This is a genomic window from Chelatococcus caeni (genome assembly GCF_014196925.1).
Lineage (GTDB): Bacteria > Pseudomonadota > Alphaproteobacteria > Rhizobiales > Beijerinckiaceae > Chelatococcus_A > Chelatococcus_A caeni.
Genome location: NZ_JACIEN010000002.1, coordinates 580139 through 593038 on the forward strand (window position 1 = coordinate 580139; position 12900 = coordinate 593038).

Annotated in this window: 11 protein-coding genes; 7 read left to right on the forward strand and 4 right to left on the reverse strand. The window is 70.0% G+C overall.

The annotated features are described in order from the left end of the window. The first annotated feature begins 37 nt into the window (after positions 1 to 37). Together GGR16_RS11415 and GGR16_RS11420 are read left to right on the forward strand one after the other, a co-directional pair. Positions 38 to 628, forward strand: coding sequence for a thioesterase family protein (locus GGR16_RS11415; RefSeq protein ID WP_019402548.1), 591 nt, complete (start codon positions 38 to 40; stop codon positions 626 to 628). Positions 629 to 662: 34 nt separating this feature from the next. Then, positions 663 to 1283: a 2-hydroxychromene-2-carboxylate isomerase gene (locus GGR16_RS11420; RefSeq protein WP_019402547.1), complete on the forward strand. Its 621-nt coding sequence runs from the start codon at positions 663 to 665 to the stop codon at positions 1281 to 1283. Between the two features lie 3 nt (positions 1284 to 1286). Here GGR16_RS11420 and GGR16_RS11425 read toward each other — a convergent pair whose 3' ends face one another. Next, entirely contained in the window at positions 1287 to 4811 is a 3525-nt protein-coding gene (locus tag GGR16_RS11425; RefSeq protein WP_053193376.1) for a hybrid sensor histidine kinase/response regulator, read from the reverse strand. 209 nt (positions 4812 to 5020) lie between these two features. Here GGR16_RS11425 and mscL point away from each other — a divergent pair, with 209 nt between their 5' ends. From mscL to GGR16_RS11445, 4 genes are all read left to right on the forward strand, one after another. Beyond that, the gene (gene mscL, locus GGR16_RS11430; RefSeq protein WP_019400206.1) at positions 5021 to 5443 is read left to right on the forward strand and encodes a large conductance mechanosensitive channel protein MscL; all 423 of its coding nucleotides are present in this window, start codon (positions 5021 to 5023) and stop codon (positions 5441 to 5443) included. Between the two features lie 130 nt (positions 5444 to 5573). Next, complete coding sequence (locus tag GGR16_RS11435; protein WP_343059672.1) at positions 5574 to 6746, forward strand: pyridoxal phosphate-dependent aminotransferase; 1173 nt, start codon at positions 5574 to 5576, stop codon at positions 6744 to 6746. Between the two features lie 107 nt (positions 6747 to 6853). Continuing rightward, entirely contained in the window at positions 6854 to 7906 is a 1053-nt protein-coding gene (locus tag GGR16_RS11440; protein WP_183316667.1) for an AbrB family transcriptional regulator, read from the forward strand. A gap of 134 nt (positions 7907 to 8040) precedes the next feature. After that, the gene (locus GGR16_RS11445) at positions 8041 to 8370 is read left to right on the forward strand and encodes a DUF5983 family protein (protein WP_156332696.1); all 330 of its coding nucleotides are present in this window, start codon (positions 8041 to 8043) and stop codon (positions 8368 to 8370) included. On the opposite strand, the gene GGR16_RS11450 is transcribed toward GGR16_RS11445, so the two are convergent. After that, complete coding sequence (locus GGR16_RS11450; protein ID WP_183316668.1) at positions 8358 to 9431, reverse strand: lysine-2,3-aminomutase-like protein; 1074 nt, start codon at positions 9429 to 9431, stop codon at positions 8358 to 8360. The genes GGR16_RS11445 and GGR16_RS11450 overlap by 13 nt on opposite strands. Continuing rightward, positions 9428 to 10492, reverse strand: a complete 1065-nt coding sequence (gene epmA / locus GGR16_RS11455) for an EF-P lysine aminoacylase EpmA (RefSeq protein WP_019400211.1) — start codon at positions 10490 to 10492, stop codon at positions 9428 to 9430. The genes GGR16_RS11450 and epmA overlap by 4 nt, the downstream gene beginning before the upstream one ends. A gap of 174 nt (positions 10493 to 10666) precedes the next feature. On the opposite strand from epmA, the gene efp reads away from it, so the two are divergent. Further along, positions 10667 to 11233: an elongation factor P gene (efp, locus tag GGR16_RS11460; RefSeq protein WP_019400212.1), complete on the forward strand. Its 567-nt coding sequence runs from the start codon at positions 10667 to 10669 to the stop codon at positions 11231 to 11233. A 32-nt stretch (positions 11234 to 11265) separates the two neighbouring features. On the opposite strand, the gene GGR16_RS11465 is transcribed toward efp, so the two are convergent. Further along, positions 11266 to 12843: an adenylate/guanylate cyclase domain-containing protein gene (locus tag GGR16_RS11465; protein ID WP_019400213.1), complete on the reverse strand. Its 1578-nt coding sequence runs from the start codon at positions 12841 to 12843 to the stop codon at positions 11266 to 11268. Between the last annotated feature and the right edge of the window lie 57 nt (positions 12844 to 12900).

Sequence of the window (12900 nt, forward strand, 5' to 3'; positions counted from 1 at the left end):
CCGCGATGCAGGTGTCATAGCCCGGCGGCTATTTTCCATGAACCTCTGGCTGCGCCTTCTCTGGCTCCTCCTGACGACGCCGTTCCGCGAGCGGCTCGCGATGCCCGACGGCGTCTCGCGCCTGTCGTTCCGCGTCGGGCTCCTCGATCTCGACACCAACGGCCACATGAACAACGGCCGCTATCTCACGCTCATGGATCTCGGGCGCATGGACCTTCTCCTGCGCAGCGGGCTGTGGCGGGCGGTGCTCGCCAACAAATGGACGCCCGTGTTGTCCGCGGCGAGCATCCGCTACCGGCGCGAGCTGCGGCTGTTCCGCCGCTTCCGGCTCGACAGCCGCATCGTCGCGTGGTCCGACAGCTGGTTCGTCATGGAGCAGCGCTTCATCGCGCGCAACCGCCGCGGCGAGGAGATGGTGGCAGCCGTCGCGCTGCTGCGCGGCGGGCTCTACGACCGCCGGGCGAAGGCCTTCGTGCCCGTGGCGCAGCTGCTCGAGACGGTGGGCGTCAGCGCCGCCTCGCCCGAGCCGCCGGAGGAGGTCAGGGCCTTCATCGCTGCGGAGGAGGCGATGAAAAACGCAGCCCGGCATGCGCCGAAGCGGGCTGGCATCGAGGCACCGGGCGGCTAACCTGTCCCCGAATGGAATCGGGAGGCCCGGCAGCATGCGCAAGATCGACTATTACTTCTCCCTCGTCAGCCCCTGGGCCTATTTCGGCCACGCGCCCTTCCTCGCCACGGCCGAGCGGCACGGGTGCGCCGTCACCTACAAGCCCGTCTTCCTCGGCGAGGTCTTTTCCGAGACGGGCGGGCTGCCGCTCGCCAGGCGCCATCCGGTGCGCCAGCGCTACCGGCTCGTCGAGCTGCAGCGCTGGCGCGAGAAGCGGGGCGTGCCGCTCAACATCCATCCGAAGTTCTGGCCCTTCGAGGTGTCGCTCGCCGACCGCTGCGTGATCGCCCTGCAGGCGGCGGGCATCGATCCGGCGGCCTTCACCTCGCGCGCCTTCGCGGGCGTGTGGGCGCGGGACGAGAACCTCGCGGACGAGGCGGTGCTGGCGGCGATCGCGGCGGAGGTCGGCGTCGATGCCGGGGCGATGCTGGCGGGTGCGCACGGAGAGGCGGCCAAGGCCACCTATGCCGGCAACATCGCCGATGCCCTCGCGGCAGACGTCTTCGGCTCGCCGTCCTATGTGGTCGACGGCGAGGTATTCTGGGGTCAGGACCGGATCGACCTTGTCGCCGACATGCTGGCGAGCGGTCGGCCGGCCTATTCGAGCGACGTCTGAGCCCTATTCCGCGGCGATCCTGAGCGCTTTCCAGCGCGTCAGCAGCGCGCGCAGGGCCGCCGGCTTCAGCGGCTTGTGCAGCACGTGGATGTCCTTGGCGGCGGCCTCGGCGCGCACGGAGGGCGAGCGGTCGGCGGTGAGCAGCACCGCCGGCAGCTCGCGCGCCAGTTTCCAGCGCAGGGCGACGATCGCCTCGATGCCGTCGCCCTCGTCGAGGTGGTAGTCGGCGATGATGACGTCCGGCCGGGTGCCCTTGCGGCGCAGCACGTCCTGCGCCTGCTTCAGGCCGGACGCGGCAAGGACGGTGCAGCCCCAGCCGCCGAGCAGCACCTGCATGCCCTCCGTGATCTGCTTCTCGTTGTCGATGGTGAGGACGACGAGGCCATTGAGCGGTGCTGCCGGCGCGGGCTCCACCTCGGTGGCGGCCGGGCCCGCCGGCAGCGGCGTGACGAGCGGCAGCTCGACGGAGAAGACCGAGCCGCGGCCGGGGATCGAGCGCAGCGACAGAGGGTGGTCGAGCACGCGCGAGATGCGCTCGACGATGGAGAGGCCGAGGCCGAGGCCGCGGGCCTCGCGGGCGCCCTGCTCGAGCCGCAGGAACTCGCGGAAGACCACCTTCTGCTTCGAGGCCGGGATACCGAGGCCCGTGTCCCACACCTCGATGCGCAGCCCGTTGCCGCGCCGGCGGCAGCCGACGAGCACCTTGCCGGTGGGCGTATATTTGATGGCGTTGGAGATGAGGTTCTGCAGAAGGCGGCGCAGCAGCCGCCGGTCGGTCCTGACCGTGCCGGAGGTGTTGACGAAGGCAAGCTCGAGGCCCTTCTCGCGCGCCATCGGGCCGAACTCGCGCCTGAGGGCGCGGAACATGTCGTCGAGCCGGAAGAGCGACGGCTCGGCCTTGAGCGCCCCGGTGTCGAGGCGGGAGATGTCGAGGAGGGCGGTGAGGATCTCCTCCACCGCGTCGAGGGCGCCGTCGATGTTCTCGGCGAGCGCGGCGTCGCCGGACTTGCGGTCGCGCTCGACGAGCGAGGTGGCATAGAGGCGCGCCGCGTTGAGCGGCTGCAGGATGTCGTGGCTGGCGGCGGCGAGGAAGCGGGTCTTGGAGGCATTGGCCTCGTCGGCGGCGGCCTTGGCGCCGCGCAGCTCCTCGTTGAGGCGCATGAGCTCTTCCGTCCGCTCGCGCACGCGCCGCTCCAGCGTCTCGTTGGCGCGCTCCAGCGCCTCCTCGGCGCCGACGGTCTCGGTGATGTCGGCGTAGGTGGTGACGAGGCCGCCGTCGGGCAGGTGGTTGGAACGGATCTCGATGACCTTGCCGGAGGGATAGAGCCTCAGCCGGACCGGCTCGGTGTCGTTGACGAAGCTCTCGAGGCGCGCGGCGATCAGGTCATCCGGGTTGCCCTTGCCGTAGGAGCCGCGCTCGGCGTTGAAGCGCACGATCTCCTCGAGGCCGACGCCCACGTGCACGAGCTCCTCCGGCAAGTCGTAAAGCTCGCGGAAGGCCCGGTTCCAGCACATCAGGCGCAGGTCCTTGTCGAGCACCGTGATGCCCTGCCGCGCGTGGTCGAGGGCATGCTGCAGCAGGTCGCGGTTGTACTGGATGGCCGCCGAGGCGTCGTCGAGCAGCTTGAGGGCCGCCTTGGTGGAGACGTTGCGCCGGCGCAGCAGCAGCGACAGCACGAGGCGCGAGGAGGCCGCGCCGATGGCCGAGGCGAGCAGGTGCTCGGCAAAGCGCAGGAGGTGGATGTCCGCCTCGGCGCTGCCGTTCGGGGTGACGCCGCGGCTCGCGGCGAAGCTCGCGAAAGCGGCGTCCGTGCGCTCCGTGCCGAGATAGCGGCCGACGGTGGAGCGCAGGTCGTCGACCGTGACGGCCGAGCGGCGCAGGCGGAAGGCCTGGGCCATGGGTGCGCTGTCGCGGGCGATGAAGACGTTGGCCTGCAGCCGCTCCATCGGGTTGGCCGGGCGCATGAGCGAGAAGCCGACATAGGCGGCGACGTTCACGGCGAGGCTCCAGACGACGCCGTGCGTAAGCTGCGGCAGGTCGGTGCCGAGCAGGGCCGTGGGCCTGAGGGCGGCAAGGCCGAAGGGCCCGTTGCGGACGAGGTCGTGCCAGATCCCCTCGCTGCCGGCGAGGCTCGGCAGGAGCAGCGTATAGGCCCAGATGGCGAAGCCGGCGGCGAGGCCGGCGCTCGCGCCGAGCGCGGTGCCGCGCCGCCAGACGAGGCCGCCGAAGAAGGCCGGGCCGATCTGCGCCACCGCGGCGAAGGACAGGAGCCCGATGGCGGCGAGCGCCGCCTCGCCCGAGGCGCGGTAATAGACATAGGCGAAGAGGATGACGGCGACGATGGCGATGCGCCGCACCATGACGACGAAGCGGCCGAGGTCGCCCGCATCCGTCCGCTCGTCCTCGCCGCGGCGCCCGCGCCGGCGCAGCACGAGCGGCATGACGAGGTCGTTGGAGATCATGATGGCGAGCGCCACCGAATCGACGATGACCATGGCGGTGGCGGCCGAGAGGCCGCCGATGAAGGCGACGAGCGCCATCAGCACCGCGCCGTCGTGGAGCGGCAGGGCCAGCACCGTCATGTCATAGTCGATGGAGCCGCGCGGGAAGATCACCTCGCCGGCGAGCGCGATGGGGATGACGAAGAGATTGATGAGGACGAGATAGAGCGGGAACATCCAGGCCGCGCGCCGGATGTCGGCCGGGTGCCGGTTCTCGACGATCGTCATGTGGAACTGGCGCGGAAGGAGGATGGCGGCCCCGGCGGCAAGCACCGTCAGGGTGAGGAAGCTCACCGGTTCGGACGTGCGCGAGATGATGCCGGGATCCGCGGCTTCGCCCGCCCGCCGCCACAGCTCGCCGAGGCCGTCGAACATCCAGAAGGTGACGAAGAAGCCGACGGCAAGGAAGGCGAAGAGCTTGACGACGCTCTCGAGCGAGATGGCGAGGACGAGGCCGTCGTGATGCTCCGTCGCATCGATCTGGCGCGTGCCGAAGGCGACGGCGAAGGCGGCGAGCACGCCGGCGACGAGGAGGGCGAGGTCGCCGAAGATCGAGCGGCCGAGCCCGTGGTCTTCCGTGGCCGCGAGGAAGACCTCGAGCGAGGACGACACCGCCTTGAGCTGCAGGGCGATGTAGGGCACGGCCCCGACCACGGCGATGACGGCGACGAGTGCGGCGACGCGGTCGCTCTTGCCGTAGCGCGCGGCCACGAAGTCGGCGATCGAGGTGATGTTCTGCGCCTTGGCGAGCTGCACGATGCGCCCGACGAGGCGATGGCCGAGCCCGATGACGAGGATGGGCCCGATATAGATGGTGAGGAAATCGAGCCCCGAGCGCTCGGCGAGGCCGACCGAGCCGAAGAAGGTCCAGCTGGTGCAGTAGACCGCGAGGGCAAGCGCGTAGATCGTGGCGCGCATGCGCCCGTCCATCACGCCCCGGGCGAAGGTGTCGCCGGCATGGGCGACGGCGAAGAGACCGCACAGATAGACGAGGGCTGCGAGAACGACCACCCAGCCGGCCAGCATGTCCGACGACGCCTCCAACGACATCCGGTCGCGCCGCGCGACCTTCGGGGAGCCTACCGCCCCCGCGCGGCGAAGGCCATTGGACTAAAGCGCACCGCGGGTGGCGGCCCATGGTGCAGGATCTGCAATTTCCCCGTGTATCGCCTGCGCGCTTGCGGTAACCTGCGGCGCATCACGACACTGCATCGCTTTCGGCAGGGAGGGGCAGGATGCTGAAGGAATTCAGGGAATTCGCGCTCAAGGGCAATGTCGTCGACCTCGCCATCGGCGTCATCATCGGCGCGGCTTTCGGCGCGATCGTGTCGTCGATGGTCGACGACATCATCATGCCGATCGTCGGCGCCATCACCGGCGGGCTCGATTTCTCCAACTATTTCCTGCCGCTCGCATCCGAGGTGACGGCCAATTCGCTGGAGGAGGCGAGGAGGCAGGGGGCGGTGCTCGCCTGGGGCAATTTCCTCACCATCGCGCTCAAGTTCGTCATCATCGCCTGGGTGCTCTTCATGGTCGTCAAGGCGATGAACCGGCTGAAGCGCCAGCAGGAGAAGGCGCCGGAGACGGCTCCCGAGCCGCCGGCGGACGTCAAGCTGCTCACCGAGATCCGCGACCTCCTCAGGAGCCGGAGCGTCTGAGGGCGTGCGCGGCGGCCCTCGCCTGCGCATCCTTCATGAAGTTTGATCGGTTCATCGCCACAATTCATGGCTCGTGGCGCTGCGATGGTGTAGGAGCGCGGCAGTCCAAACTGCCGGCGAGCGTCCCGTCGTGACCGATCTTTCCCTGTTGTCCAGCCTGCGCCGCGAAGCCCGCGAGGCTCCCGCCAGCGGCATCGTCGACGTCGTCAACCACGGCCGCACGCGGCCCGGCCTGATCCCGCTGTGGGTCGGCGAGGGCGACATGCCGACGCCGGCCTTCATCGCCGAGGCGGCGACACGCTCGCTCGCGGCGGGCGAGACCTTCTACACCTGGCAGCGCGGCATCCCCGAGCTGCGCGAGGCCCTCGCGCGCTACATCTCGCGCCTCTACGGCAAGACCTACGAGGCCGAGCGCTTCTATGTCACGGGCTCCGGCATGCAGGCGCTGCAGATCGCCGTGCGCATGCTGGTCGGCAGCGGCGACGAGGTCGTCGTGCCGACGCCGGCCTGGCCGAATTTCGAGGCAGCCATCGGCATCGCCGGCGCGACGCCCGTCCCCGTGCCGATGCAGCTCAGCAATGCCGGCTGGACGCTGGACCTCGACCGCCTCGCGCGTGCGATCACGCCGGCGACGCGAGTCATCTGCATCAATTCCCCCGCCAACCCGACCGGCTGGACTGCGAGCCGCGAGGAGCTCGCCGCTATCCTTGCCCTCGCGCGCCGGCACGGCCTGTGGATCATCGCCGACGAGATCTACGGCCGCTTCGTCTACGACGGCTCGGAGCGCGCGCCGTCCTTCCGCGACGTGATGGATGCGGAGGACCGCATCGTCTTCGTGCAGACCTTCTCGAAGAACTGGGCCATGACCGGCTGGCGCGTCGGCTGGCTCGAGGCGCCGCCCGTCCTCGGCGACGTGATCGAGAACCTCATCCAATATGCGACCTCGGGCGTCGCCGTTTTCATCCAGCGCGCCTGCATCGCCGCGCTCGACCAGGGCGAAGGCTTCATCGCCCACCAGACCGCGCGGGCGAAGGCGGGGCGCGACATCGTCTGCCGCGGCCTTTCCGCGACGGGCCGCGTGCGCTTCGCGGAGCCGGCCGGCGCCTTCTATCTCTTCTTCAGCGTCGACGGCGAGGATGATACGCGCCGCCTCGCCATCCGCCTCGTCGACGAGGCGAATGTCGGCCTTGCGCCCGGCACGGCCTTCGGTGCCGGTGGAGAGCGCTTCCTGCGCCTGTGCTTCGCCCGCAAGGCGGAGGATCTCGAGGAGGCCGTCGCCCGCCTCGCCCGCGCGCTGACCTGAGCGTCCTTCGCCCTCGGCAGGGCCGCCCTGCGCCGGGCGCCCTTGGCGAAGCCGTCCGGGCGGTGCATTGAAGGGGCATCGCCGGAGACAGGGAGACGGACGGGCGGATGCTGCGCGATCGCGAGACGGTGCGAAACGGCCTTCGGCAGGTTGGCCAGATCCTCGTTGCGGCGGCCGGCGGCTTCGTTTTCCATCTCCTCGACGTTCCGGCCGCCTGGCTGTCCGGCTCCGTCGTCGCGGTCGGCCTGCTGTGCGCCGCCCGCCGCGCGGTGCCGATGGCGCCCGGCCTCGCCGATGCGGCCATGCTGCTCGCGGGCACCTCCATGGGGGCGGCCGCGACGCCGGAAGCGATGGCCGCCTTCGCCCGCTATCCGGCGAGCCTCATGCTGCTGGCGCTGAGCGTCGCGGCCGTCGTCATCACATCCGGCCTGTGGCTGGTGCGGCTGTCGCGGTGGAACCGGCTCGATGCGCTGCTCGCCTCCATGCCGGGTGCATTGTCCACCGTCATGGCCGTCGCGGCCGACAGGAACGCCAGCGTCGGCCCCATCGCGGTCGTCCAGTCCTTCCGCCTCGCCGTCCTCGTCGTCGTCCTGCCGAGCGTGCTCTTCGCGCTCGAGGGCGGGCAGGGCGGCATCGTCTTCGGCGGCATGGCGATGAGTGCCCTGTCGCTCGGCGTGGTGCTCCTCCTCGGCTGGGGCGTCGGCGAGGTCCTGCGCCGGCTGCGCATGGCCGCGCCGCTGCTGCTCGGCGCCACGCTGGTCAGCGGCACGGCGCATGCGCTCTCCATCGTCGATGGGCTGATGCCGCCCAGCATCACCACCTTCGGCCTCGTGCTGCTCGGCTGTTTCATCGGTGCGCGCTTCCGCTCAGTCGACCGGCACGCGCTCGTCGCCAGCATGCCGGCCGCCTTCGCCTCCTTCGTCCTGTCCATCATCGTCGCCTCGGTCTTCGCCTTCGCGGCGGCGGGCCTCGCCCATGTGCCCTTCGGCACGGCACTGGTCGCCTTCGCGCCCGGCGGGCTCGAGGCGATGACGGTGCTCGCCCTCATCATGGGGCTTGATCCGATCTTCGTCGGGTCGCACCACCTCGCCCGCTTCCTCGGCATCGGCATCGCGCTGCCGATGATCGTCAGCTGGATGGGTCGCCGCCGGCGCGCGTGATCGCCCGCACACGGCAATCCACCTTCGCCTCCCGTTTCCTCGCCTGTCCCGATGCCGGTGTGGCCTCGCACGGCCGGTCTGGCACGGCGCGTGCTCAGTTCCCCCCAGATGTTTCATAAGGGGAGGCGCCGGTGATGAGTTCGGCCTCGACTTCGGCCCATGAGCGCGGCCGCCCGGCTGGCCGGCGCAAGCGGATGCGCAGGGGCACGCTGGTCTGTTCCATCCTGCACCTGTGCGCCGAGACGCGGCGGCGTATCGCCGACTATGATCCGCGGCTGTGGTCCGTCATCTCGGTCAAGGACGGCCATGCCTTTCCCGTTACGGCGCTTGAGGATTCCGCCCTGTGCGCTGCCGCGCCGGACCTCGCGTTCGTGCTCGGCCACGCCCGGCAGGCCGGCTTTCGCTACGTGGTTCTGAGTGAGGACGGCGCGGCCATTCCGGCCCTGCCGCTTTACCCTTCCTGATCCGTCCCGGGCGGGTAGCTGTGCGTGCCGCCGTTGGGGTCGCTGATGGTGAACCGTTCTGCGTCAGGGGATGTCTCGATATAGGACGGGCCGACCGGCACCTTGCCGTGGCCGCCGGGGATGTCGAGCACATAGGTGGGCTGGCACAGGCCCGACCAGCGCCCGCGCAGGGCCCGCATCAGGGCCTGCCCCTCGCCAATGCCCGTCCGGAAATGGCCGGTGCCCGGCGCGAGATCGCCGTGGTGCAGGTAATAGGGCTTGATGCGGTTCTCGACGAAGCGGCGCATCAGCGCCCCGAGAACGGCGGGATCGTCATTGACGCCGGCGAGCAGCACCGTCTGGCTGAGCAGCACGATGCCGGCATCCGCCAGCCGCGCGAGGGCCTGGCATGCCTCCTCGCCCAGTTCGCGCGGGTGGTTGGCGTGGACGACGACATAGGTCGCCTTGCCCGACGCCTTGAGGGCTTCAACCAGCGCATCGTCGATGCGGCCGGGCTCCACCACGGGCACCCGGCTGTGGAAGCGCACCACCTTGACGTGATCGATGCCCGCCAGCGCCTGCATCACCTCAGCGAGACGGCGGGGTGAGGCGACGAGCGGGTCGCCGCCGGTCAGGATGACCTCCCAGATCGCCTCGGTGTCGCGGATATAGCCGAGGGCCGCGGCGAGCGCGTCGCCCGAGAGCGTGCCGTGGCCGGAGGGGCCCACCATCTCGCGGCGGAAGCAGAAGCGGCAATAGACCGGGCAGACGTGCACGAGCTTCAGGAGCACCCGGTCGGGATAGCGGTGGACGATGCCCTCGACGGGGCTGTGGGCATCGTCGCCGATGGGATCGGCCCTCTCCTCGGGGCTTGTGACGAGCTCGGCCGCATCGGGCACGAACTGGCGCGCGATGGGATCGTCGGGATCGTCCGCGTCGATCAGCCCCGCCACGGTCGGCGTGATGGAGACGGCATAGCGCGCGGCGACGGCCTCGAGCGCTTCGAGCTTCTCCGGGGGCGCAAGACCGGCGTCGACGAGTTGCCGGGCCCGCGTGAGCGGGCGCCTGAACGGAGCGGTCATGGCCGGCTCTCCTCTTCGCGCGGCATCGGTGTCCAGATGACGTCCTCGATGCGCCGAGCGCCGGCGAGCAGCATCACCAGCCGGTCGAAGCCGAGCGCGCAGCCGCTCGCTGCCGGCATCAGGGCAAGCGCGGCAAGGAACTCCTCGTCGATGGGGTAGCTCTCGCCGTAGATGCGCTCCTTCTCGGCCATGTCGGCCTCGAAGCGCCGGCGCTGCTCGTGTGGGTCCGTCAGCTCGCTGAAGGCATTGGCGAGCTCGACGCCGCAGGCATAGAGCTCGAAGCGCTCGGCAAGGCGTGGGTCGTCCGGCTTGCGGCGGGCCAGCGCCGCTTCGCTCGCCGGATAGTCGGTGAGGAGGGTGGGCCGGCCGCAGCCGAGCCCGGGCTCGATGCGCTCGGACAGGATGCGGCTGAAGATGTCCGACCAGGTGTCGTCGGTGGCGGTGCGGATGCCGCGCTCGCCGGCAAGCGCCGCGAGCCGGTCGCGGTCGTTGTCCGCCCCGTCCGGCCCGAGGGTCGGGGCAAGATCGATGTCGGCATGGCGCGCGAAGGCCTCGACGACGGTGAGTTCCTCGGGCTTCGCGAAGGGGTCCGCCTCGCGGCCGCGGAAGGCGAGGCGCGTGGCGCCCGCCGCCTCGGCGGCGCGCGGCAGGAGGCGGGCGCAGTCCGCCATCATGGCGCGATAGTCGGTTTCGGCCCGGTACCATTCGAGCATGGTGAACTCGGGATGGTGCAGGTCGCTGCGCTCGCGGTTGCGGAAGACGCGGGCGAAGTCGAAGATCCGCGTCTCCCCCGCCGCCAGCAGCTTCTTGCAGGCGAATTCCGGCGAGGTGTGCAGATAGAGCGGGCGCGGCACGCCATCGGCGCCGAGAAGGGCGCTGGCGAAGGCGTGCAGGTGCGTCTCGTTACCCGGCGAGACCTGCAGGATGCCGCTTTCGACCTCGGTGAAGCCCTCGTCGACAAACAGGCGGCGCAGGGCCTCCTTCACACGCCCGCGCGTGAGCAGCAGCGGCCGGCGATCGGCATGGAAATGGGGGCGCCACCAGGCGGTCGTGTTCGGCATGGCGGGACTTCTAGCGCGGCTGGACGAGCGTGAGAAGCCGCGCGGCGGGGAGGAAGCGAAAAGCGGTTCCCACTTTTCGCTCCGATGCTCTATGGTGCGCGCCGACGTTTCACGGGCCGGCCGGATATTGGAGCCGGGGCTGCCCAAGGACAAGCGACAACAGAGGTTACATCAGTGAAGGTCATCGCCAGCTCCGTGCGCAAGGGCAACATTCTCGAGGTGGACGGTCAGCTCTACGTCGTCCTTTCGGCCGAGAGCTTCTTTCCCGGCAAGGGCACGCCCACCACGCAGATCGACATGCGCCGCCTGTCCGACGGCACCAAGACGAGCCAGCGCTACAAGACGACCGAGCAGGTCGAGCGCGCCTATGTCGAGGATCGCGAGCACACCTATCTCTATCAGGATGGCGACAACTACATTTTCATGAACCCGGAGACGTACGACCAGTTGCCCGTGTCGGGCGACGTCATCGGTGATCAGGCCGTCTACCTGCAGGAAGGCATGGCCTGCATGCTCTCCATCTACGAGGGCAACGCGGTCGCCATCGACCTGCCGCAGCGCGTGACGCTCGAGGTCGTCGAGACGGAGCCGACGGTGAAGGGCCAGACCGCCTCGTCCTCCTACAAGCCGGCCATCCTGTCGAACGGCGTGCGCACCATGGTGCCCCCGCACATCGGCACCGGCACTCGCATCGTCATCATGACGGCCGACGGCTCCTACGTGGAACGCGCCAAGGACTGACGGGCGCGAGATCCGGCAATTGGGCCCGCCGCTCAGGCGGCGGGCACCGCCGGGTGCATTCGCGGCAGCGACCAGGTATCGGTCGGCCGGCTGTGTCCGCGCAGTGTCATGGCGCCCACGTGGACGAGGCCGGAGAGCAGGCCCGTATCGCCGCTGCAGGCCTTCAGCGCCGCCGCCCGCGTTTCCGTGCTCAGCACGATGGCGGCATCGATTTCCTTGCTCAGGCTCTGCAGCCGGCTCGCCACGTTTACCGTGTCGCCGATGACGGTCACCGACCGCGTCGTCTCCGAGCCGATGTCGCCGAGCATCACCTCGCCCGTATGCAGGCCGATGCCCATGTCGAGCGGCGCCTCCCCCCGCGTGCGCCGCCGCTCGTTGATGCCGGCGAGCGCCTCCTGCATCTCGCGCGCGCAGGCGATCGCGCGCAGCGCATCGTCGGGCGAGGGCTCGGGCATGCCGAACACCGCCATGAGGCCGTCGCCGAGATAGCGGTCGAGCGTCCCCTCGTGGCGGAAGACGATATCCGTCATGGTGGCGTGGAAATCCCTGAGGAGGGCGATGGTCGCCTCGGGCCCCTCCGCCTCCGACAGGCGGGTGAAATTGCGCAGATCGCAGAACAGGACCGTGGCCGGCTGGCGGTGCGGCTTCTCGAAGGGGCGGCCGAGCCGGGCGATGAGATCGACTATGTTGGGCGAGAAGTGCTTGGAGAGATTGACCCGCTCGGCGATCGAGCGGCGGCTTTCCGTGATCGCGGCATAGAGCACGAGATGCGTCTCCACGATGGAGACGAGGTACAGCTGCACGAGAAGCAGCGCCACGGTCTCGCGGCGCAGGCCCTGCTGCGTCTCATAGATGTTGTCCACCACCACGGTCACGGCGATGAAGGCGCCGGACAGGACGATGGCCGTGAAGGCGCGCGGCTTCGTGGTCAGTGCCGCCGCGGCGAGTGTCGGCCCGAACAGGAGCAGCATCGCCGCGTTCTCGACATCGGGCGTGAAGTCGACGAGCCAGGCGGTTATGGCGGCGACGATGAGCGCCAGCCAGCAGGCGAGGCTGACGAGTGATGGCCGGCCGAACTCCTCGCGGCCGTTCCAGGCCATCAGCAGCGGCGTGACGAGCACGGTCCCGGCAAGGTCCGAGATGAACCAGGTCATGAAGCGCGGCGGCAGGTCGACGAGGCGCTCTGTGCCCGGGAAGGCGCCGGTCAGGTAGAGGACGAGAACGCCGATCAGGGCCGCGACGGCGGAGATGACGAGGCAGCCGGCAATGAGGAAGACGACCATGTCCCGCGTGCGGCCGAACATGTCGGCGGCACCGCCGGCGAGGCGGCAGGCATGGCGGGCGGCGAGGGCGCCGACGATCGTCGCCCCGACAAGGAGGAGCTCGGCGGCGAGGCGCAGCGGCTCCGCGTAGGCGTTGGCGACCGTTGCCGCGCCGCCGATGGCCACCGGCAGGAGGCCGGCCGGCCCGTGCCGGAGGACGAGGAACAGTGCGATGCCGATGGCCGGCCAGACCGGCACGATGCCGTCGGCGCCGCCGGCGAACATCTGCGCGTAGTACGCCAGCACGAAATAGGCGAGCGACCAGGCCAGGACCCGCGCGATCGACAAGTGTTGCCTCCCCATTGCCTTCCTGCGGCAGGATAGAGCCCCCGGCGCACGGTGCAA

Excerpts from the sequence above, each read along its gene's own strand:
- GGR16_RS11415 (WP_019402548.1), top strand. The coding sequence starts at position 38 with ATGAACCTCTGGCTGCGCCTTCTCTGGCTCCTCCTGACGACGCCGTTC.
- GGR16_RS11420 (WP_019402547.1), top strand. The coding sequence starts at position 663 with ATGCGCAAGATCGACTATTACTTCTCCCTCGTCAGCCCCTGGGCCTAT.
- GGR16_RS11425 (WP_053193376.1), bottom strand. The coding sequence starts at position 4,811 with ATGCTGGCCGGCTGGGTGGTCGTTCTCGCAGCCCTCGTCTATCTGTGC.
- mscL (WP_019400206.1), top strand. The coding sequence starts at position 5,021 with ATGCTGAAGGAATTCAGGGAATTCGCGCTCAAGGGCAATGTCGTCGAC.
- GGR16_RS11440 (WP_183316667.1), top strand. The coding sequence starts at position 6,854 with ATGCTGCGCGATCGCGAGACGGTGCGAAACGGCCTTCGGCAGGTTGGC.
- GGR16_RS11445 (WP_156332696.1), top strand. The coding sequence starts at position 8,041 with ATGAGTTCGGCCTCGACTTCGGCCCATGAGCGCGGCCGCCCGGCTGGC.
- GGR16_RS11450 (WP_183316668.1), bottom strand. The coding sequence starts at position 9,431 with ATGACCGCTCCGTTCAGGCGCCCGCTCACGCGGGCCCGGCAACTCGTC.
- epmA (WP_019400211.1), bottom strand. The coding sequence starts at position 10,492 with ATGCCGAACACGACCGCCTGGTGGCGCCCCCATTTCCATGCCGATCGC.